This window comes from Leptolyngbya sp. GGD (genome assembly GCF_026735145.1).
GTDB lineage: Bacteria > Cyanobacteriota > Cyanobacteriia > Leptolyngbyales > Leptolyngbyaceae > Leptolyngbya > Leptolyngbya boryana.
The window spans coordinates 1,338,571-1,359,139 of record NZ_JAPQKE010000001.1 but is presented as its reverse complement, the minus strand read 5'-3'; the positions used below and the strand labels follow the sequence as shown (position 1 = coordinate 1,359,139).

25 protein-coding genes are annotated in these 20,569 nt (G+C 46.9%); 14 read left to right on the top strand and 11 right to left on the bottom strand.

Going from position 1 to position 20,569, the window contains the following annotated elements:
* Window positions 1-14: 14 nt before the first annotated feature.
* Window positions 15-677 carry a cation diffusion facilitator family transporter gene (locus OU814_RS06415; protein ID WP_017289813.1) on the top strand — a complete coding sequence of 221 codons (663 nt, stop codon included), beginning with the start codon at window positions 15-17 and terminating at the stop codon, window positions 675-677.
* A 4-nt stretch (window positions 678-681) separates the two neighbouring features.
* On the opposite strand, the gene OU814_RS06410 is transcribed toward OU814_RS06415, so the two are convergent.
* The 6 genes from OU814_RS06410 to rpmG form a co-directional block, all read right to left on the bottom strand.
* On the bottom strand, window positions 682-1,260 hold the full coding sequence (locus OU814_RS06410) for a Uma2 family endonuclease (protein ID WP_268181370.1): 579 nt from the start codon (window positions 1,258-1,260) through the stop codon (window positions 682-684).
* A gap of 215 nt (window positions 1,261-1,475) precedes the next feature.
* On the bottom strand, window positions 1,476-1,694 hold the full coding sequence (locus tag OU814_RS06405) for a hypothetical protein (RefSeq protein ID WP_239741209.1): 219 nt from the start codon (window positions 1,692-1,694) through the stop codon (window positions 1,476-1,478).
* A gap of 1 nt (window position 1,695) precedes the next feature.
* Window positions 1,696-1,971, bottom strand: a complete 276-nt coding sequence (locus OU814_RS06400) for a BrnT family toxin (protein ID WP_268181368.1) — start codon at window positions 1,969-1,971, stop codon at window positions 1,696-1,698.
* Window positions 1,972-1,998: 27 nt separating this feature from the next.
* A complete protein-coding gene (locus OU814_RS06395; RefSeq protein WP_268181366.1) occupies window positions 1,999-4,020 on the bottom strand; it encodes a ribonuclease catalytic domain-containing protein in 2,022 nt (673 codons plus the stop codon).
* Between the two features lie 107 nt (window positions 4,021-4,127).
* Window positions 4,128-4,343 carry a 30S ribosomal protein S18 gene (rpsR, locus tag OU814_RS06390; protein WP_017289818.1) on the bottom strand — a complete coding sequence of 72 codons (216 nt, stop codon included), beginning with the start codon at window positions 4,341-4,343 and terminating at the stop codon, window positions 4,128-4,130.
* A gap of 86 nt (window positions 4,344-4,429) precedes the next feature.
* The gene (gene rpmG, locus OU814_RS06385; protein WP_071596236.1) at window positions 4,430-4,624 is read right to left on the bottom strand and encodes a 50S ribosomal protein L33; all 195 of its coding nucleotides are present in this window, start codon (window positions 4,622-4,624) and stop codon (window positions 4,430-4,432) included.
* 176 nt (window positions 4,625-4,800) lie between these two features.
* Between rpmG and OU814_RS06380 the strand changes: the two genes are divergently transcribed.
* The gene (locus OU814_RS06380; protein WP_268181363.1) at window positions 4,801-5,067 is read left to right on the top strand and encodes a hypothetical protein; all 267 of its coding nucleotides are present in this window, start codon (window positions 4,801-4,803) and stop codon (window positions 5,065-5,067) included.
* A gap of 166 nt (window positions 5,068-5,233) precedes the next feature.
* On the top strand, window positions 5,234-5,449 hold the full coding sequence (locus OU814_RS06375; protein ID WP_017289820.1) for a hypothetical protein: 216 nt from the start codon (window positions 5,234-5,236) through the stop codon (window positions 5,447-5,449).
* Window positions 5,450-5,517: 68 nt separating this feature from the next.
* Here OU814_RS06375 and dxs read toward each other — a convergent pair whose 3' ends face one another.
* A complete protein-coding gene (dxs, locus tag OU814_RS06370; RefSeq protein ID WP_017289821.1) occupies window positions 5,518-7,410 on the bottom strand; it encodes a 1-deoxy-D-xylulose-5-phosphate synthase in 1,893 nt (630 codons plus the stop codon).
* Window positions 7,411-7,588: 178 nt separating this feature from the next.
* On the opposite strand from dxs, the gene OU814_RS06365 reads away from it, so the two are divergent.
* The 5 genes from OU814_RS06365 (at window position 7,589) to OU814_RS06345 (ending at window position 11,023) form a co-directional block, all read left to right on the top strand.
* Window positions 7,589-8,596 (top strand): FkbM family methyltransferase, encoded by a 1,008-nt coding sequence (locus OU814_RS06365; RefSeq protein ID WP_268181360.1) that lies wholly within the window; start codon window positions 7,589-7,591, stop codon window positions 8,594-8,596.
* A gap of 10 nt (window positions 8,597-8,606) precedes the next feature.
* Window positions 8,607-9,806 (top strand): M20 family metallopeptidase, encoded by a 1,200-nt coding sequence (locus tag OU814_RS06360; RefSeq protein ID WP_316428253.1) that lies wholly within the window; start codon window positions 8,607-8,609, stop codon window positions 9,804-9,806.
* 76 nt (window positions 9,807-9,882) lie between these two features.
* A complete protein-coding gene (locus OU814_RS06355) occupies window positions 9,883-10,137 on the top strand; it encodes a hypothetical protein (RefSeq protein WP_017289824.1) in 255 nt (84 codons plus the stop codon).
* A 233-nt stretch (window positions 10,138-10,370) separates the two neighbouring features.
* On the top strand, window positions 10,371-10,616 hold the full coding sequence (locus OU814_RS06350; protein WP_268181358.1) for a hypothetical protein: 246 nt from the start codon (window positions 10,371-10,373) through the stop codon (window positions 10,614-10,616).
* Complete coding sequence (locus tag OU814_RS06345; RefSeq protein WP_268181356.1) at window positions 10,613-11,023, top strand: type II toxin-antitoxin system VapC family toxin; 411 nt, start codon at window positions 10,613-10,615, stop codon at window positions 11,021-11,023. Before OU814_RS06350 ends, OU814_RS06345 begins: the two co-directional genes overlap by 4 nt.
* A 70-nt stretch (window positions 11,024-11,093) precedes the next feature.
* Here the strand turns inward: OU814_RS06345 and OU814_RS06340 are convergent, their stop codons facing one another.
* Window positions 11,094-11,225 (bottom strand): hypothetical protein, encoded by a 132-nt coding sequence (locus tag OU814_RS06340; RefSeq protein ID WP_268181354.1) that lies wholly within the window; start codon window positions 11,223-11,225, stop codon window positions 11,094-11,096.
* Window positions 11,226-11,283: 58 nt separating this feature from the next.
* Complete coding sequence (locus OU814_RS06335) at window positions 11,284-12,177, bottom strand: cation diffusion facilitator family transporter (RefSeq protein WP_268181352.1); 894 nt, start codon at window positions 12,175-12,177, stop codon at window positions 11,284-11,286.
* Between the two features lie 224 nt (window positions 12,178-12,401).
* On the opposite strand from OU814_RS06335, the gene OU814_RS06330 reads away from it, so the two are divergent.
* The 4 genes from OU814_RS06330 to OU814_RS06315 all read left to right on the top strand — a co-directional run bounded on the left by OU814_RS06330 (window position 12,402) and on the right by OU814_RS06315 (window position 17,673).
* The gene (locus tag OU814_RS06330; protein WP_268181350.1) at window positions 12,402-12,743 is read left to right on the top strand and encodes a hypothetical protein; all 342 of its coding nucleotides are present in this window, start codon (window positions 12,402-12,404) and stop codon (window positions 12,741-12,743) included.
* Window positions 12,740-14,392, top strand: a complete 1,653-nt coding sequence (locus OU814_RS06325; RefSeq protein ID WP_268181348.1) for an FAD-binding domain-containing protein — start codon at window positions 12,740-12,742, stop codon at window positions 14,390-14,392. Before OU814_RS06330 ends, OU814_RS06325 begins: the two co-directional genes overlap by 4 nt.
* A gap of 142 nt (window positions 14,393-14,534) precedes the next feature.
* On the top strand, window positions 14,535-17,129 hold the full coding sequence (gene acnB, locus OU814_RS06320; protein ID WP_268181346.1) for a bifunctional aconitate hydratase 2/2-methylisocitrate dehydratase: 2,595 nt from the start codon (window positions 14,535-14,537) through the stop codon (window positions 17,127-17,129).
* Window positions 17,130-17,199: 70 nt separating this feature from the next.
* The gene (locus tag OU814_RS06315) at window positions 17,200-17,673 is read left to right on the top strand and encodes a hypothetical protein (RefSeq protein ID WP_268181344.1); all 474 of its coding nucleotides are present in this window, start codon (window positions 17,200-17,202) and stop codon (window positions 17,671-17,673) included.
* Window positions 17,674-17,762: 89 nt separating this feature from the next.
* On the opposite strand, the gene OU814_RS06310 is transcribed toward OU814_RS06315, so the two are convergent.
* Window positions 17,763-18,749: a DUF2382 domain-containing protein gene (locus OU814_RS06310; RefSeq protein WP_017289833.1), complete on the bottom strand. Its 987-nt coding sequence runs from the start codon at window positions 18,747-18,749 to the stop codon at window positions 17,763-17,765.
* Between the two features lie 159 nt (window positions 18,750-18,908).
* On the opposite strand from OU814_RS06310, the gene OU814_RS06305 reads away from it, so the two are divergent.
* Together OU814_RS06305 and OU814_RS06300 are read left to right on the top strand one after the other, a co-directional pair.
* Entirely contained in the window at window positions 18,909-19,571 is a 663-nt protein-coding gene (locus OU814_RS06305; protein ID WP_268181341.1) for a bifunctional 4-hydroxy-2-oxoglutarate aldolase/2-dehydro-3-deoxy-phosphogluconate aldolase, read from the top strand.
* A complete protein-coding gene (locus OU814_RS06300; protein ID WP_017289835.1) occupies window positions 19,556-19,987 on the top strand; it encodes a lysozyme inhibitor LprI family protein in 432 nt (143 codons plus the stop codon). Before OU814_RS06305 ends, OU814_RS06300 begins: the two co-directional genes overlap by 16 nt.
* A 69-nt stretch (window positions 19,988-20,056) precedes the next feature.
* Here OU814_RS06300 and OU814_RS06295 read toward each other — a convergent pair whose 3' ends face one another.
* Window positions 20,057-20,545 (bottom strand): DUF4383 domain-containing protein, encoded by a 489-nt coding sequence (locus OU814_RS06295; protein WP_017289836.1) that lies wholly within the window; start codon window positions 20,543-20,545, stop codon window positions 20,057-20,059.
* Between the last annotated feature and the right edge of the window lie 24 nt (window positions 20,546-20,569).

Below are 20,569 nucleotides of genomic sequence, written 5' to 3'. Positions count from 1 at the left end.
AGTTGAGAGAGCCGATGCACCCGCACGATTGTTCCTGTCCTGTCCACGATCCGCAAACCAAACAGCGTCAACTTCTCACCGCTCTCATTCTGGTGGGAAGTTTCGCTGTTGCGGAATGTACGATCGGGCTATCAAGTCATAGTCTTGCATTAGTGGCTGAAGCAGGACATTTAGTTTCTGATTGCTTTGCTTTGTTGCTGGCGTTGCTCGCCACTCGCATCGCTCAATCTCCGATGCAATGGGGCTGGATTGGAGAGAACACCGTTGCGATTAAACCGAGCCGATCGCCTGAAACTTGGGCTGCTTTACTCAATGGCTTGGGACTAGTTGCCGTCACGATTTGGATTATTTGGGAAGCGATCGAGCGATTTCAAACGGCTACACCAGAGATTTCCAGCATTCCCATGTTACTGACTGCGATCGTAGGCTTAGTTGTCAATGGAATTAACATTGCAGTGCTGCATCAAGGCAGCGAATTCGATTTGAATTTGCGTGCCGCTTTCCTGCATGTGGTCGCAGATGCGTTGGGAGCAATTGGAGTGATTATCGCAGCGATCGCGGTTGCTGCATTCCATTGGATGTGGGCAGATGGCGCGATTAGTTTAGCGATCGCAGTTTTAATTCTAGGCTCAACCATTCCACTGATTCGCCAGAGCATTCAAGAGCTACGACGCTAATTTCCTAAATCCCTTTTCTCAATTCATTGACAGCAGTCTGCATATCCGTTTCTGCTATCAAAACGCATCGACTGAGAAGTTGAATATCCAAATCTTCTAACCCTGGAATCAAACTGCTTTGAATCGCTTGATATCCATTGTCAGATAAGCGATACAGCGTAAATACACCGTCTTCCCAAAACCAGACTTCCAGCACTCCTAGAGCTTGATACTTCAACAATTTAGACTCACTACCAGAAGTGAAAATAATCTCGATCGCGAGATCTGGAATCGGTTTTCTAGACCCAAAACAATAGCTTTCATCTGCTTCTGCCGCAGCTTCAGGCGGTTTTTTCTGAGTAAAACTTCCTGTAGGAAGAAACCAGACTCCTTTGTCCAAGCAGTAAAGCCCTAGCAGAAAAGCAATGATTCCCGAAAAAACTTCGTGGTCTTGTCCAGGCATCCGTAATTCAATGGTTCCTTGATAAAAACTCAACCGTCTTTTCACCTCAGAGAAAAGACGATCCATTTGCTCAAAATCTTGCCAACTTTTGTTATGAAGCAGGATTACAGAATCCTGAGAATGAGTCTGTGCAGTAGGCATGACTAGAAATTGAATGCTTGGTCTAATTCTAGGTCAATTCAAATCATCCAGCAGCAATTAGAGCTTGCTTGCTAGCTCTAAATTGTAGCAATGTAAATGCTCACAATTAGCCTGCAACCTGCTGAGCTTCTTGTGAAGTTACCGGATTTCATCGCGACGTGGATCAACTAAGCTCACTTTCAAGCGCAATTGATCACCGGGGCGAATCGAGCCGCTTATGCCTCTGACTCGGATGATCTACTCACTTGGCGCTGAGCAACTTGCATCAATAGCCGTAAAGCATTATTGACATCTTCTTCGGTTGGGAAAGCTTGTGCAACATCAGGAGCTAGGAGAACTAAATTGGTTCCTTTTCGATATCGTTCAATATATTTCCCTCGGACTCCTTCTCCAAGTTGAGAAAAGTCATACTCAGAGCGTAATTCATCTTCCATCTCATTCTCCTTGCTCATAGAACCTCCTTTCTGAACGAGTGGCTTTTCGGGCGCTGATAATTCGGATTTTTTCGTCTCGGTCAGTATGAGCAACGACTAGCAGTTCTCCATATTGAGACATCCCAATGATAACGTAGCGACTTTCTCCGATCGAATGATCTGGATCTGGGAAGGTGAAAGACAGAGCATCATCAAATACAGTTGCTGCTGCTTCAAAGGAGATGCCATGTTTTCTATAATTTGATTCCGCTTTCTCTGGGTTCCACTCAAACTCCATGCGAATCGCGTCTACTGTAACCTTTAATTAACCTGCAACCTGCTGAGCTTCTTGTGAAGTTACTTCTTGGAATCGGATTTCATCGCGACGTGGATCAACTAAGCTCACTTTCAAGCGCAATTGATCACCGGGGCGAATCGATCGCTGTTGAAACACCATCGGTAATTCTAGCCCTAGCTCTTCAAGCAACACTAATCCTAAGCCTTCATGCTCTCGCAACCAGCGCAGCATCAGAGCATCCCAGATCTCATCAGAATGTCGTCGGAGATACTCCAAACTCCAGTAGCGATTCGTATGGCGCTCCACAAAGACCGCTTCTTGGACAGCTAAGCCAATATTGATCATCAATTCTTTGACTTCTTCTTCAGAGAAGGGCAGCACATCTCCTCGCAAATGCGCCTTGATCTGAAAATGCGCGAGCAAATCGCTATAGCGGCGAATGGGAGAAGTGACTTGTGTATACGTATCTAATCCCAAACTCGCATGACGCGCAGGCGTAATCGTCAATTCGCTTCGAGGCATACAGCGCCGAATCGCACACGATCGCACAGGTCCCGCTGGAAGCTGCAACAATTCCTCGTCTGAAGGAAGCTCTGGTTGAGGCTGTCCCCGAAACGGTAATGGCAAACTGTGAGTCTGAGCATAGCGCGCCGCCACTTCACCCGCCAAAATCATCATTTCAGCGACCAATTGCCGAGACATCGAATCGTCTAGAACCTCGATCGTCACTTCTCCGTCATTTTTGACTTTGATCGAAGACTCCGGCATATGAATACTAATCGCGCCTTGAGTCTGCCGCCATGCTGTGCGCTGCTTTGCCCACTTGGCTAATCCTTCGATTTCCGGTTCGCCCTGCACATTGAGATGCAGCATTTCATCGACATCATCATAAGTCAGGCGATACGTCGATCGAATCGAACTCGCATGAATACTGTAGTCCTCGATCGCACCCTCTGCGGTCAGGGTCACTGCAAAACTCAACGCACAGCAAATTACACCCGGATTCAAGCTCATCGGACCCGTCGCCAACTCCGATGGAAACATCGGAATCATGCCCGTTGGCAAATAAATCGTTGTAATCCGCTTGCGCGCATCGAGGTCTAACTCATCTCCCGGTACCACCCACCGAGTCGGGTCAGCAATATGAATCCAAATGCGCTCTCGCCCATCAGGTAACACTTCCAAGCTCAAACCATCGTCGATTTCTTTTGTGCTTTCATCGTCGATCGTATAAACCTTTAAGTGTGTCAAATCAAGACGATTGACATCTAAATCTTCAGGTGGGGATTCCAAACGGTGGTGCGCCACTTCCAAAACCTTCTGAGAAAATTGCATCGGAACCTGTGCGCGCCGTAGAAACAAGTTCTCGTGAGGACTCCAAATTCTCAGGTCAACGAGAAGTTGAAAGGCGGCGGGAGAGGTTTCAGGACGCTTTAGAGCAGACATCAGTTCGAGTGCGCTAGCCCGATTGGGAGTTTCTTCGCTGACTGCAAATCGCTCTAACGCATCTAAACGAGGTCGATCGCTGGCTTGCCATTCGACCGTTTCCCCGTCCAAGGCGAATCGGACTCGCTCTAAGAAACTCTGCCATTCGCGTTGGCGTTGAGCTTCCATCTCGATCTGATGCTTTAATTCTGCCACTTGATTCGCAGAACGTGGCTCATAGCGATCGCCCTTCTGCTTAAAGTAAAGCTTATCTTCTGAAAGTAAGTAGTGAGCAGCGTAACACATCGCTGCACTTTTGTCGGAAAACAGCAGTATTGCCATTTCCTCAGGGTTAGTGCTGTCTCCGGTTTCGATAAGAATTTCCCAAGCAACCTCTAGGCTTGAAGGGTCGAGATAAGGCTGCGTCTCTTTGAGAAAACTAGGGATATCCGTCGGTTTAAAACTTTGGTTGGCGACTTCGTAGGTGATTTGTCGCGGGTGAAGCGTATGATTCTGAGAACGATCGTCAATTACGATCCAGTGCTTTTTGCCTTCTGGACGCTCGGCAACAGCGAGACGACGCTCACCATTGACGCGAAATTCGACTAAGGTTCCCTTCTCCATTGAAATCTGTGGGGTGTAACTAGGGTGATCACAAAAGATGGGGAAACGGGGAGCAAGAATCGCGGTGGCACTTCTCCCTATCTCCCCATCTCCCTAAAACAATTCTTTTAGCCTTCTGCGTTGACGAAGGGCAGTAATGCAATCACACGGGCGCGCTTGATCGCAACGGTCAAATCCCGTTGTTGTTTTGCAGTGAGTCCTGTGATTCGACGGGGCAAGATTTTGCCGCGTTCGGTGATGAATTTGCGCAGGAGATCGACATCTTTGTAATCGATCGGATCACCTGGTTTGATTGGAGAAATTCGACGACGGAAATAGCTCATGGAAGTATGTTTGGTAAAAGGTCATTGGGCGGCAGTTATCACTGCGGGCAAAAACTTACCAGCTTTTGCTGACAACCGAGATTCGGTTATTTGATCTCTTTATGAGCCGTATGCTTGTTGCAGTGCGTACAGAACTTCTTCAGTTCTAAACGAGCTGTGGTGTTACGACGATTCTTAGAGGTGGTGTAGCGAGAAACACCGGGAGAACGCTTTGCCGGATTCGTCCGACATTCGGTACATTCCAGCGTAATGATTAGTCTTACGCCTTTATTCTTTGCCATGATTTTTGCACTGACGAGAACGATAAATGTGTCAAGACACGAAGATCTATTATTCCACATCTACAGGGGTTTGGACGGAAAAATTTGGGATTTCAATTCTGGAATCGAGTTACGAAAAGTGCGATCGTAATTTCTGAGGAGATTTTAAGATGGCAATATTAGTTTTGCTTGATTGAATGACAAGAATCTATCTGGATACAAGTGCCTACAATCGCCCTTTCGATGATCAAACTCAACCGAAAATTTTCCTTGAACTTCAAGCAGTCGTAATCATTCTACAAATGGTTGAAGCTGGAATCGTTGAGTTAGTTACATCCTCTGTGTTGGAGTATGAAAATAGCCGAAATCCAGATCTGCTCCGGCAAGAAGCGATGACTCGATATCTTCAGCTTGCTGAAATCCGACAAGAAGTGAATGAGGCAATCCAGCAGCGAGCAGAATAACTAGGACATAATGGAGTAAAAGCGATCGATGCACTTCATGTGGCATGTGCTGAGACGGCAAATAGCGATTATTTCATTACTTGCGATAAGCGATTGATTAATCGTTGCCAAGCTCTGACGATGAGAGTTGTCAACCCAGCGGATTTTGTATTGGAGATGAGCAGCAATGATTCAAGTGAAGAATGAACAACAAGTTCTTCAGCAGGGGTTACAGATCCTCTTAGCGAATATGGAACCCTCAGAAGTCGCGAAGTTCTGGGCAGCTTGCCATCTGGGAAATGGCGATTATCTTAAGACGAAAGATGTGCTTTTTGATCAGGAATCTGTTGCGAGTTTATATGGAAAAGTTCTGGATTTTCAAGAATCGAACCGCAAAAAATGAAGTTGCCATAACGCTTCTTCTTAAAAATCGAGGTTCCTAATTTCTACAACTAGGAACCTCGATTGTATCTAAATCGCTGCTACAGAGGGCTGTTTCGCAAACGATTTCAGAATTCGTTCTGCCATTTGAGGGGGAGTTAAACCTAACTCCGCTTTAGACTGATCTGGAGTCGCATGATCGACCAGAATATCCGGTACACCAATCCGCGTCACAGGTACAATCACCTCAGCATCCATTAAGGATTCGAGAACCGCAGACCCAAATCCACCTTGCAGACAGCCTTCTTCCAGCGTCACGACTCGCCCAATTTTTTGAGCCAATGGCAGGATCAACTCTTCATCGAGCGGCTTCGCAAACCGAGCATTCACTACAGTTGCTTCGATGCCATGCTCGCTGAGAATTTCAGCCGTTTGCATTGCGGGATAGACCATCGAGCCATATCCAAGCAGCAGCAAATCATCCCCTTGACGGAGAATTTCAGCCTTACCGATCGGTAATTCTTCCCAACCTTCTTCCATCAACGGCACACCATAACCATTGCCGCGCGGATAACGCATCGCGATCGGTCCCTGCGTGTGATTGATTCCCGTAACAATCATGCGCTGCAATTCGGCTTCATCTTTCGGAGCCATCAGCACCATGTTGGGAATCGATCGTAGATAGGCGATGTCATACATGCCTTGATGTGTCGGTCCATCTGAGCCAACAATTCCGGCACGATCCATACAGAAGAACACCGGAACGTTCTGGATACAGACATCATGCACGATCTGGTCGTAAGCGCGTTGCAAGAAGGTGGAATAGATCGTCGCGACTGGACGCATTCCTTCACACGCGAGACCTGCTGCCAAAGTGACAGCATGTTGTTCAGCAATCCCAACATCGATATACTGCTTGGGCACTCGTTTTTGGAAAATATCCAATCCGGTTCCCGTTGCCATCGCTGCAGTGATGCCGAGAATGCGAGGATCGTTTTCAGCCAGCGTGCTCAGGGTTTCGCCAAACACTTTCGAGTAGCTCGGAGGTTTGGGCTTGCTCGAAGGAATCGCTTTACCTGTTGCCAGATTAAATGGCGTTTGGGCATGGTAGCCGACTTGATCTTGTTCGGCGATCGCATATCCTTTTCCCTTTACGGTTGCCACATGCACCAGCACGGGACCAGTTTGTTTATGCGCTTCTTTAAAGGTTGCGATCAATTCCTCTAAGTTATGTCCATCGACTGGACCCATATAAGTAAAGCCAAGTTCTTCAAACACGGCTCCGACTTTGGGCACTGCCAGTCGCTTCATGCCTTCTTTGAGTCGCGACAACTCTGGAGAAAATGGCATGTTCTTCATTTGTTCCTCAATGTTGTCAGTGAGGAATTGGACAGGCGGGCTGAGCCGCATTTTATTCAAATAGCGGGGAATTGCACCAACGTTGGGCGAAATCGACATTTCGTTATCATTGAGCACCACCAGAAGATTTGTTTTGGGCAAATGTCCTGCATGGTTGATCGCTTCGAGTGCCATACCGCCAGTGAGCGCACCGTCACCGATCACAGCAACAGTTTTGTAATTTTCACCTTTGGCATCGCGAGCCAGCGCCATGCCTAATGCAGCAGAGATGCTGGTGGAAGCGTGACCTGCGCCAAAATGATCGAATTTGCTTTCACAGCGTTTTAGATAGCCTGCAACGCCGTCTTTTTGCCGCAACGTATCGAAATTCGCATAACGACCCGTAATCAGTTTGTGCGGGTACGCTTGATGTCCGACATCCCAGATCACTTTGTCGCGATCGAGATCTAGGGTTTGATAGAGGGCGAGGGTTAGTTCGACAACACCCAATCCGGGACCGAGGTGCCCCCCGATCGCTGCGACCGTTTGTAAGTGCTTTTCGCGAATTTGACGTGCAATTTGCTGAAGCTGAAAAATCGACAAACCGTGCAACTGGTTTGGGTGGGTCAATTCACTCAAATGCATACCGGGGTATCCTTCGGATGACGTGATGTGAGCGGTAGAGGAACTCTACCTCTTATCACTCTAGTCCATCGGGGGTAATGATTCAGAGTACTTGTATGCAATTTGCAACGTTTTCTCTTAACGAAAAGTTAGGGAACCAATGGGGAATCCTGGGAAAGACGTTGCATTGCATACAGTTATGACTTCTCAAACCCTTCGTCTGAAGAAGGCAGTGAAAACAATTCCAGGTTTGAATTATCTTGCCTCTGTTCTTAAGTATGACGGGATGGGGGGATGGGTGTTTCAACGCCCAATTTTGCAGTGGATCTGTGATCCGACTTTGAGACAGCAGCTCCCTGGTTTGTATCGCTTCTTTGGAGTCTATTGCCAATGGTTCTTTGACCTCACAGGAGCCGGATATCTACGAGGAGGACATCTCCTTTTTCCAATGGTTGCCAAATTCTCGAACCAGCAGTATCTCAAACTTCAACTTCCAGAATTTACAGTCTTTCTTGATGCGAAGGATTGGCGAATGTTTGCGGTGGTGCATGAATTAATGAGCCATAAGGCAGATACTAAGATTCTGTCGCGCTACTTGAGTGCAGGAGATACCTTTTTGGATGTCGGGGCAAATCACGGCAGTTTCTCGATCGTAGCGAGTCAATTAGTCGCGACTGAAGGCAAAGTGATTGCGATCGAGCCGCAGCCAAAACTGGCAAAAGCGATCGAACTTTCAATGTCTGAAAATCGCTTCTCGCCTTTTCAGGTGCATCAAATTGCTGTTGGAGATACAGAAGGCGAAGTGGAGTTGATGATTCCGAAAGATACATCCGGTGCAGCAGGATTGTATCAAGAACATTCGGGCACTCAGGACTATGAGAAAGTGACTGTGCCCATGAAGCCGTTTGATGCTCTAGATTGGCAGAGTCTTCCGGGCAGAGTGGTGATGAAGCTGGATGTGGAAGGCTGTGAATATCGTTTTCTCAACGGCGCGAGAAAGATGATTGCCGCACGAAAGCCGATTCTGATTATGGAAATTAATCCTGACACATTAAAAGCAGCCAGAACACCTGCAGCAGAAATGAAACAACTTTTGCGCGAATTGGGCTATGTGCAGTATGCAGAGATGCGATCGCTCGATCAAGTTTTGCCGATCGAGCAATTAGATGCTGGAACTTGGCGCAATATTGTGCTGTTTGCAAATTGACCGTTTTATCATGGGTGAAACGCAACGATTTTCACCCATGAAAGACCGCATTAAAGATCTCGCCCTTTCACTTGCGCCTCGTCTCATTGAAATCCGTCGCCATTTGCATAGTCATCCAGAGCTAAGTGGACAAGAACAGCAAACCGCAGTGTATGTCGCTGGGGTTTTGTCGTCTTGTGGATTGCATGTAAAAGAAGCGATCGGGAAAGTTGGAGTCATCGGTGAGCTTTCGGGCGGGGATGATCCGCGACTGCTAGCGATTCGCACCGATATGGATGCATTACCGATTCAAGAGCGCACCGGACTCGAATTTGCGTCTCGACAGCCCGGAATTATGCATGCGTGTGGTCATGATGTACATACGACTGTGGGGCTTGGAACGGCGATGGTATTATCGCAACTAGGTGTTTCTCTTCCAGGAAAGGTTCGATTTCTATTTCAGCCTGCGGAGGAAATTGCTCAAGGCGCGCAGTGGATGGTTCAGGATGGCGCGATGAATGATGTGAATGCGATCTTATCGGTGCATGTGTTTCCCAGTATTCCAGCTGGAAAGATTGGTATTCGATATGGTGCATTGACAGCGGCAGCGGATGATCTGGAGTTGACAATTATTGGCGAGTCGGGACATGGGGCGCGTCCGCATGAGGCGATCGATGCAATTTGGATTGCGTCGCAGGTGATTACGGCGTTGCAGCAGGCGATTAGTCGGACTCAGAATCCGTTGCGCCCGGTGGTGTTGACGATCGGGAAAATTAGCGGCGGACGTGCGCCAAATGTGATCGCGGATCAGGTAACGATGATGGGCACTGTGCGATCGCTGCATCCTGAGACAAATGACGCGCTCCCGACTTGGATTGAGAATATTGTGTCGAGTGTCTGTCAGACCTACGGGGCAAAGTATGAGATGAACTATCGACGCGGTACGCCTTCGGTGCAGAATGATGCGAAATTGACGAATTTGTTAGAGTCGGCGGCGCGTGAGGTTTGGGGCAGCGAAAGTATTCAGATTATTCCAGAGCCTTCTTTAGGTGCAGAAGATTTTTCGTGCTATTTGCAACATGCGCCGGGGAGTATGTTTCGTTTAGGCGTTGGATTTGCAGATAAGAAAAATTATCCGTTGCATCATCCGCAGTTTGAGGTCGATGAAAGTGCGATCGTGACGGGAGTTGTGACGATGGCGTGTGCTGCATACCAGTATTGGCATCAGTAAGGTTCTTTCTTGTGAGAGAAGCGCGATTGTGACGCGATCGCGAATACTGAAACGAGTTGATTTTTAGGAGTATCTGATGGCTTCTTCCACTCGGCTGACTGGATTGGATTTAGTAGATTGTGCGAGAGCAAATGCGAAACAAGGTATTGAAGAGGCAGCGATGCTCTGTGGATACGGTTCGGATTTGAACGGGTTTCGCTCAGAACTGAAGCAAGCTTGCGATCATATGCGGATCGAGTTTCATGAGCTGAGCGATTTGATTAAAGGGGAATCGATTTCAGTGGGATTAGATGGAGTGACCGTGGAGCCGGATTCGTCTGGAGAATTGTAAAGGATTTAGAGGGAGCATTGGCTGGATTCTAGTTGGGAAGCGCAATTCTGGAGATGCTGTAGCAAAATCTCTAGCGATCGCGATTGAACTGGAGATGCAATCTGAAATTGATACATCAATAGACAAAGCCCATTTCTAGAACAGTAATAGGTCTGCTGTAGGATTACGATCGCCCGCATCTAGCAAAGCTACATCGCCTATGATGGAAAGGATTGTAAGTTGGAGTCGCAATCATGTCTCTTGCTGAGTTAATCCCTTTGGTGAACGATCTAAGCCAGTCTGACAAAATAGCCCTCTTCAACCTCTTGGCAGCTCAAATTCCTGATGCTGATTTGCGAGTTGTCTTCTCTGATTCAGAGAGAACGCCTGAAGTTGATTCTCCTATCTCGAATCAGGTTGAAGCATTTATGGCGCTGTCGGGTATTGTGAAGCAGTCACCTCGCCATTCGGATGAGCATGCAGAGGATTACGTCGATTGAAGCAGATTGTTTTAGATGCGGGAGCATTAATTGCCCTATTTCATGAGCGCGATCGCCATCATATAGAAGCAGAACTTGGATTTCGTCAGCTTTTTCAGCGTAAGACGACGCTGCTTACCCCAGTTCCCATCATTTTTGAGGTTTACAAGTGGTTGCTTAATCAAGAACGATACGAGGTTGCTTACAATGCTCTCTCTTTGATGCTAGAAGTTTTGCAGCCTGTTTTCTTAAATCCGTCTGACATCCTAAGTTTGCAGCAAATGATCAGCAGTTTGCCAAATTGGGGTGGAAGTTTAGAAGATGCAACGGTGATTTTAGTTGCTCAGCGATTTCGCTGCCCAGTCTGGACGATGAATTATCGGGATTTTGGTGCAATTCAGGGGTTGGAGTTTTGGGTTCCTGAGTAAAAGAGGATATCGATTCGTTCGCAGATTGATTTACTAAGGTTACTCCGTTAAGCCAATTCAACCTTCTACACTAGAGCGATCGCGGATGTTCGATTGAGTACGATCGCGGGTCTTGAGGCTGGTTTGCTGTCGCCTGAATTGCTGGATTAGCAAGATGATGATGTTGACAATCGTTCAAATCACTAATTTTGCCCTTCGACACAAAACTACTTACAAACTCTGTTGTTAGAAAAAATTGCGATCGCCAACGAACTCAAGACTTAAACCCCAAAACTAATGTGATTTTCCTGATAAGAAGGCGGTTCAACGTGAATGATCACCCGCACAGGGCTATATCGCTCCATCAGTTTTGCTTCCACGTCTTCTGTAATCTGATGGGCAATTTCAACCTCATTCGTGTCTACAACCAAGTGCATCTCGATAAACGTCTGTCGCCCAACTACACCCCGAGAAGCAATATCGTGACAGTTCAACACACCCGGAACTGACATCGCGATCGCATGAATCGCTTCGGGCGCGATCGCAATTTCATCGACTAACCACGGCAAATTCTGCTTCAGGACTGACCAGCCACTGCGGAAAACGAGAATCGCGACTGGAAATGCTAGGACTACATCTAACCATTGCCAGTTGAATACCCAAATTCCAATCAGCCCTCCTAGCACACTGATCGTCACCCAAACGTCACTCATCGTATGTTGAGCGTCGGCAATCAGAATGGGACTATTCACCCGGAGTCCTTCTCGTCGTTCGTAGAACGTGACAAATAGGTTCACACCTAGCACCAGCAATAACAACCACAATTCCGTACCAGAGATCGCCACAATATGGTTTTTTCCAATGCGCTCGATCGCACTTTGCACAATTTCAAAACAGGCAATTCCTAGAAACGCAGCGACTCCTAAAGCGCCGATCGCTTCATATTTCTGGTGACCATAGGGGTGATCGCGATCGGGCAAAGGCGAAGAGAACCGACTTGAAGCTAATCCCAAAATGTTACTCGCACTATCCGTTAGGCTATGCAGTGCATCAGCAAGTAAACTCAGCGAACCTGTTAGCCAACCGACCACTGCCTTGAGCAGCAAAACAAAGAGATTTAAGAATAAAGTGATCAATAAAACTTTGCGAACTGTCGATCGATTATCGAAAAGCATATCGGTTTAATATTGCTACGATTTTTAGTGTAGATCTGACGCTCAAAAAAAGCTCGAAAGCTTTAGAAATAAGTGCTTTTATCTATTCATAATCTGATTGTTTTCTTACAAGAATTCTCAATATCAAACTGTAATCATGCCATTTCTCGATTAATTGCAAATTTGATTAGTGTACTTGTTGTAAAAAATTGTCAGATAATTGAAAACGACGCATCAAAATGAAAATGTCTCAACTTACGTTAAACCTTGATACTGGCTCAGTCATGTTTCAGTTCACGCCTGAAGCCGCACAGCAATTAAAAACCGCGTTAAATGAATTAATGGGGCGGCTGAAAAATACGGCAACTAAAACAACACCAGGCGGTAAAACCGCACCCCAACCGTCGATGGAATATCGCTACACTGGAGATGTCTTTTTAGAGCTTTTCTGCAATCCCAATATTTGGGCATCTCCGTTTGCTGCTAGAGTGCTCGTGACCTTGCGAGACGATCGAATTCGACTCAACACCGAAGCCGAACTGAGCCGCCTGATTGAGGATGTCAACCAATTTATCGAACAGCAATGAATCGGACGATCGTTTGGTTTCGCCGGGATTTACGTATCAGTGATCATGCACCTTTGCATCGTGCAATCTCACGAGGTGCTGTAATTCCGGTGTTTATCTTCGATCGTGCGCTTTTACATCATCCTGAAACCGGATCAGCGCGAGTCGCATTTATGCTCGATTGTTTACGATCGCTCGATGAGGATTTGCGCGATCGCGGTGGACGCTTAATTCTCAGATTCGGTGATCCGGTTGAACTCTTGCCCGATCTGATTCGCGAAACTGGAGCAGATGGAATCTACGCGTATGTGGATTACGAACGCATCTATGGCAGAGTTCGAGATGCCCGATTAAATCAGGCGTTAGTAGAACAAGGTCTAAAAATTCGCTGGTTCGAGCCAAGCGGAGCCGCATCGGAATTGATGGACTATCGGGACTATCGGAAACTTTGGTATCGCGACATGAGCGCAGAAATGCTCTCGACTCCATTGAATATTCCGACTCCTGAAGATATTGCAAGCGAACCCATTCCGAAACTACATGATTTGGGTTTAGTTCCCGATGGTAAGTTAATCCCGCCTGCGGGAACGAGTGCCGCTCGCGATATCTTGGGGCAATTTTTGAATGAAAAGCTCGATCGCTATTATTGGCAACTTTCGTATCCCGGTGCAGAAGTCACATCTGGATTAAGCCCACATATCAAATTTGGAGCAATTTCGATTCGGGAATGTTATCAAACTGCACAACGCATTTTGAAATATGCGAGCGATCAAAGAATTGAACGTAGTTGTAAACAGTTTATTTCACGCTTGCGTTGGGGAAGTGGATTTGCTCAACGATTTCGATATTTACCGCAGTTAGAACTACGATCGCTCTATTCAATTTTTGATCAAGACGGATGGGAATTCGATGAAACCCTCTACGAAGCTTGGAAAACAGGACAAACTGGATTCCCCATCATTGATGCGGCTGCAAGATGTTTAGAAGCAACGGGCGGCTGGATGGCGTTAAATTTTCGATCGCGGGCGCTGTATTCTAGCTTTCTTAGCAATTTGATGAATCACGACTGGCGTTATGGGGCGCTGCATTTCATGCGGCATTTAATTGATGGAGATTGCCCGATCGATCATTATCAATGGGCAATGCAAGCCGGAGTGACGCATTGTTTAGATAAAAGTTGGACTCGCATCTATAATCCCGAACAGGCAGCCGTCGATCGCTGCGATCCCGAAGGTGCATTTATCAAAAAATGGGTTCCAGAACTGGCAAAGATTCCGGCGGTTCAACTCGGCTTACCGCCACGAGTGCAAGGCTACCCTCAGCCAATTTTGAACTATCGAGAAGCGCGGGCACGTCGCGTTCAGCAACTCGAAGAACAGCGATCGAGTTTTCGGCAACAATCCGATATTTTGCCGCATTTAGCTCGTATGCCGAAATCAGTTCTGCCATTTGGAAGCGATCGATTTGAAAGTGAGATTCAATGGGCGCAAAAATCTTCTCCTTCTCTCTTTCCGGCAGCATTGGATTTAGATCAGTTAGATATTGAGCGATCGACTTGGTTGCGATCGTGGTTAGTTGCCCATGTCGAAATTAAACCGCAAAAAACCACGTCTCGTCGAAAAAAATCTCAGCCTGATCCGAACGTGATTCAACTGAGCTTGCTTGAATAGTCGTCCCGTTTTCTCAAGTTCTACACTGAAGATCGACACCCAATTCAGATTTTCGTTCGCTACCGCTTGAATCGATGACCGCAAAGCCGCAAAATCTTGTAAAGCTGACTACCTACATCCACACAGGAACTTAAACCCGAACATGCTTGAATCTTACCGCCAACACGTTGCAGAACGCGCCGCTTTAGGAATTCCGCCTTTACCCCTGAGTCCGCAACAAACATCGGAACTGTGCGAACTCCTGAAAACTCCGCCCGCAGGCGAAGAAGAATTTCTCCTCTCGCTGTTGCGCGATCGCGTTCCCCCCGGAGTCGATCAAGCCGCTTATGTCAAAGCTGGATTTTTAAGCGCGATCGCCAAAGGTGAAACCACCAGCCCGCTCATTTCCCCCAAAGATGCCGTCGAACTGCTTGGCACAATGATGGGCGGCTATAACGTGCACTCGCTGATCGACCTGCTCAAGTCTGACAATTCCGAAATCGCAGAAACCGCAACCGCAGCATTGAGCAAAACGCTGCTCGTGTATGATGCCTTCCACGATGTCCAAGAATTAGCGGAAAGTGGCAATTCTTATGCTCATCAAGTCATGAATGCTTGGGCAAATGCAGACTGGTTTACCAGCCGCGCTCCCTTGCCTGACTCGATTACAGTAACCGTTTTCAAAGTTCCAGGTGAGACCAATACCGATGATTTGTCTCCTGCAACTCACGCTACTACTCGCCCAGACATTCCACTCCATGCCTTGGCAATGCTGGAAACGCGGCAACCGGGATCGCTGGAAGTCATCGAAGATTTGAAGAAAAAAGGGCATCCCCTCGCGTATGTCGGCGATGTTGTCGGCACAGGATCATCGCGGAAATCAGCGATTAATTCCGTGTTGTGGCATATCGGGCAAGATATTCCCTTTGTGCCGAATAAGCGATCAGGCGGATATGTTCTCGGCGGTAAAATTGCTCCGATTTTCTTCAATACAGCAGAAGATTCGGGTGCTTTACCGATCGAATGTGATGTCACTCAACTGAACACAGGCGATGTGATCACGATCTATCCCTACAAAGGCGAGATCACTAATGAATCGGGTGCAGTCATTTCAACTTTCGCACTCAAACCCGACACGATTCTGGATGAAGTGCGCGCAGGCGGTAGAATCCCTCTTCTGATCGGACGCACCTTAACGGATAAAACTCGCACCACATTAGGACTTGCGCCGAGTGATTTATTCGTCCGTCCGCAAATGCCTGCTGACACCGGAAAAGGCTTTACCCTAGCTCAAAAAATGGTCGGAAAAGCTTGCGGTTTGCCCGGTGTTCGTCCTGGAACTTCTTGTGAACCGATCATGACCACCGTGGGATCGCAAGATACAACAGGCCCCATGACTCGCGATGAATTAAAAGAACTCGCTTGTCTCGGTTTCAGCGCGGATTTGGTCATGCAAAGTTTCTGTCACACTGCAGCTTATCCCAAGCCTGTCGATCTCAAAACTCATCACGAGCTTCCCGACTTCATCAATTCTCGCGGCGGGGTTTCTCTGCGTCCAGGAGATGGCATTATTCACTCTTGGCTGAACCGCATGTTACTTCCTGACACAGTTGGAACCGGGGGCGATTCGCATACTCGTTTCCCCCTCGGAATCTCATTCCCCGCAGGATCAGGTCTAGTCGCTTTTGCTGCTGCTTTAGGTGCGATGCCGCTCGACATGCCTGAATCTGTGTTAGTTCGCTTCAAAGGAAAGTTGCAGCCTGGTGTAACCTTGCGCGATGTGGTGAATGCAATTCCTTATGTGGCAATGCAGCAAGGAAAGCTCACTGTTTCTAAAGAGAACAAAATCAATGTTTACTCTGGCAAGATTATCGAAATGGAAGGCTTGCCTGATTTGCAGCTAGAGCAAGCGTTTGAACTGACCGATGCAACGGCTGAACGATCGGCTGCCGGATGTACGATCGCGCTTTCGATCGAAACGGTTTCTGAATACCTGCGATCGAACGTTGCATTGCTGAAAAACATGGTGGCGCGTGGGTATGGCGATGCGCGTACCATTCTCCGCCGCGTTCGCAAGATGGAAGAATGGCTCGCCAATCCCCATCTCCTGCAAGCCGATGCGGATGCTGAATATGCAGACATCATCGAAGTCGATTTGGATCAACTCAAAGAACCGATCGTGGCGGCTCCTAACGATCCTGACAACATCAAACTCATGTCAGAATGCGCAGGCGATCCGATTCAAGAGGTCTTCATTGGCTCTTGTATGACGAATATCGGGCATTACCGCGCTGCTGCGAAAATTCTCGAAGGTGCAGGCGTTGCCAAAGCGAAGCTCTGGATTGCGCCTCCAACTCGGATGGATGAACAACAACTTCGAGCCGAAGGCATTTATGACATTTTCGTTGCGGCTGGAGCACGGACTGAAGTTCCAGGCTGTTCGCTCTGTATGGGGAACCAAGCGCGAGTCGATGACGGTGTAACCGTGTTCTCGACTTCCACTCGGAACTTCAATAACCGCATGGGCAAAGGCGCACAAGTCTATCTTGGCTCTGCTGAACTTGCGGCAGTCTGTGCGTTGCTCGGTAAGATTCCGACGATTCAGGAATATATGGAAGTCGTGACGACGAAGATCGACCCGTTTGCGGCTGATCTATATCGGTACTTGAACTTCGATCGCATTGCTGGATTTGAGGATGAAGGTCGCGTCCTCTCGAAAGAGGAAGAAGCCAAATTGGTTTCTGCGATCGCATCTTAGATTCAGTCTGAATCGATACTGTTGAGTCATTTTGCTAGAGACGCGACTGATCGCGTCTCTACAGTTTTTTATGATGAAAATTGCATTCTGGCTGATTCCAGCAGAACCCGATCACACAATTTATCAATCTCTCATTCAAGATTTCGCTGCTCGATACAACGCTCCAATCTTTGCGCCGCATGTCACACTGCATAGTTGCAAAGTTGAGACATTCATCACTTTTCAAACTGATATCGATATTGTTCTAGAAGTCGATCAAATTTCATACTCGGATTCATTTACAAAATCATTATTTATTCAGTTCTTTTCAAATCCACAATTAGATCATCTGAGCGAATCATTTCGTCAAAACTTTGAGTCGCCTTTCATTCTGAATCCACATCTCAGTTTGATTTATGCCAATCTACCGGAATCTGAAAAGCGATCGCTAATTCCCAAAATTCCTTTCAATCCATCGATTCGGTTTGATCAAATTTGTGCGATCGAATTGCCTCCATCGATTCAAACCCGCGCCGATGTCGAAAAATTTAGACCCATTGATTAAACCCCGCAACGATCGTTACGGGGTTCGTGCTCGAGCAATTGAACGTCAATCAAATCAGAGACGTTCTCAAGAGAACGCCTCAACTGAATCTACACGCGGCGGCGTGCAGTGTCATCATCCACGATCGGGCGACCTTGAGTATTAACATCCAATTCTTCGCGACGAATTTCTTCTTCGCTGTTCACGATGTCTTGGTCTACCACTTTCTTCACGCGAACTTCTTCACGCACAAACGCTTCTTTCTGAATGTCTGGCGTTTCTTCATACACTTCCATGCGAGCCACTTCACCTTCATGAAATGCTGCTTCGCCCGGAACCGCTGAAGTATTCGTCGGGGTAACGCGCTCCACTACAACGCGCTCTTTCTCAAGCGGCACATCGACGCGAGCCGTTTCCGTCTCAATATGCTTGCCGACAGTCACTTCGCCTGCTTTCATCCGACGCTTGTTCGCAATCAGACGTTCTTCATACAACCGAATGCGATCGTCATGCTGATCCATGTTGTACAAGTCGCGATCCATATCGTAGCGATAGGAATCCCGGTCATACGTTGCAGGAGTTGCACCCATCGACGAACCTGTGTAAGCTGTTCCTTCAGCTTCTAGAGCTGCCGAGCTTTCCAGCGGGCTAGAACCCATTGCGGTTGCCGTCGAACCCATCATCGATGCATCTGTTGTAGTTGTCCCTGCCGCTGTACCCAAACCTGCACCAGTTGCAGAATAATCACCCGATCGATAGACACCCCGAACCCGTTCTTCGTCGTTGTAATCGATCTTCATTTCATCGGTAAATTCAGGCAGTTGCTCAACTTGTTCCTTGGTCAAGCCGGGTGCATAAACGCGATGAGCATTGTAATCAATTTGCGCGCGTCCGATCGGAAGCAATACTTTCTTGCCAAAAATCCACGCACCAGTGCTAATGACAAGGTAGCGGAACTTTCCATCTTCATCAACTAGAGCATCATTCACCGAACCAATTTTGTCATCTCCACTATAGAGATCCAAATCTTTGATATCGTTGCCATCAAAGTGGTTCCGGTAATCTGGATCAAAGTCTTTAATTCTGTATAAAACCATTGTTGATATCTCCTTTCTGAACATGTTTTTTAGCTTAAGAGTTTCAATTTTTTCCTTCGTCCTTCTAATGACCGAACTGACTCTTCCTAATGAGTGAAATCGGCTAGAATGATATTTTTTGAAATTAGAAAATTTGCGTTATTTTTTGCTGAATTTGTAATGGAAGATCAAGCCTGGTTGAACTTACTTGAAAAAGAGCGATCGATTAGTATTATTCGCGCCCCAAATTTCCAAATGGGGCTACAAATGGCAAAAACTGCGATCTCAGGGGGAATGAGATTAATCGAAATTTCTTGGAATACAGATGCCTCGACTGAATTAGTTTCTCAATTGCGATCGATGTTTCCTGATTGCACAATTGGGGTTGGCACAATTCTCGCTCCATCTGATTTAAAGAATGCGATCGCCGCAGGGGCACAGTTCGCATTCATGCCTCATACAGACTTTGATTTAATTGCGATCGCCAAACGTCAAGAGATCCCGATTATTCCGGGTGCATTCACGCCGACTGAGATTATGACTGCTTGGAATGCAAAAGCGAGCTGTGTCAAAGTTTTTCCAATTCCCTCGGTCAGTTATCTCAAAGCAGTGCGAGCGCCGCTCGGACATATTCCGATGATCCCCACAGGAGGCGTGACGATCGAGAATGCAAAATCTTTGATTCAAGCTGGTGCGATCGCGGTTGGGATCGGAGGAAACTTATTTCCAAAAATCGCGATCGAAACCGGAAAATGGGAGACGATTCAACAGCAAATTAAACTGCTACTGAAAGATTTACAATCTGAGAACGATTTAGGAATAAATTCATGCAACGAAAGTTAATTGCTCTAGTAATGATTGGGGTAATGAGTGCGATTTCTCAGCATGCAACAGCTCAAAATAAACCTACCCCCTCAGAGAATTTACCAAGAAACATTCGAGTAGATTGTAAGAATCAGCAAACGCAATTTGATATGAATTTTTGCGCGAATCAGCAAGCAAGAGCTGCCGATCGCAAACTCAATCAGGCGTATCAAACATTAATCCGCAGCTACAAAGGAAGCCGTCGCGAATCGCAATTGGTCGCAGCACAACAAGCCTGGATTAAGTTCCGAGATACAAATTGTACATTCACGAGTGCCGCGTATGAGGGTGGCTCAATTCAGCCGATGGTTTATTCCAATTGCATTGAGAAAATGACCAACGATCGAACTAAGCAACTCGAAGACTTTGCGAAGAATCGAGAAGGCGTATTCTAACGAGAGCTTGGGCACAAAAAAGAGGCATCACGATGAATGATGCCTTTTCTATTTCAAATCAATGGATTTTTAGGCGTTCGGCGATTCCATTTTGGCGAGTTCAGCAGGCTTCACAAAACCAAAATAAGCGGCTGCAATTCCAGTCAGTAAATTGAACCAAACATTGTTACCGTAAATGGGCATTAAACCAAACGTCGTATTCGTAATCGGCAAAATTCCGAGAATTGCGATCGCAATATAAGAAACTGCAAACCCTTGGTTAAACACTAACGAACCACTAAAACTCGTTGCGGCTGCAATCCCTAACAATCCAACGACAATATGAACCGCATTATGGACAAAATTGGTCGGAAAAATGCCAAAGAGATGTCCATATCCATCTGGTGAAATTAATCGCGGTACAACAGCACCCGTCACAGGTGCATCACCTGGAAGTGACATAAAACCTGGAACAAATCCAGCAATTCCAATGAACAAGAAAGTAATTCCAAGGATTAATGCACAAAGCCGTTGGGCATCAATCAATTTCTTAAACATCAAAGCAGAAGACTCTTGCATACTAAAACCTCAGTTATTAAAAAC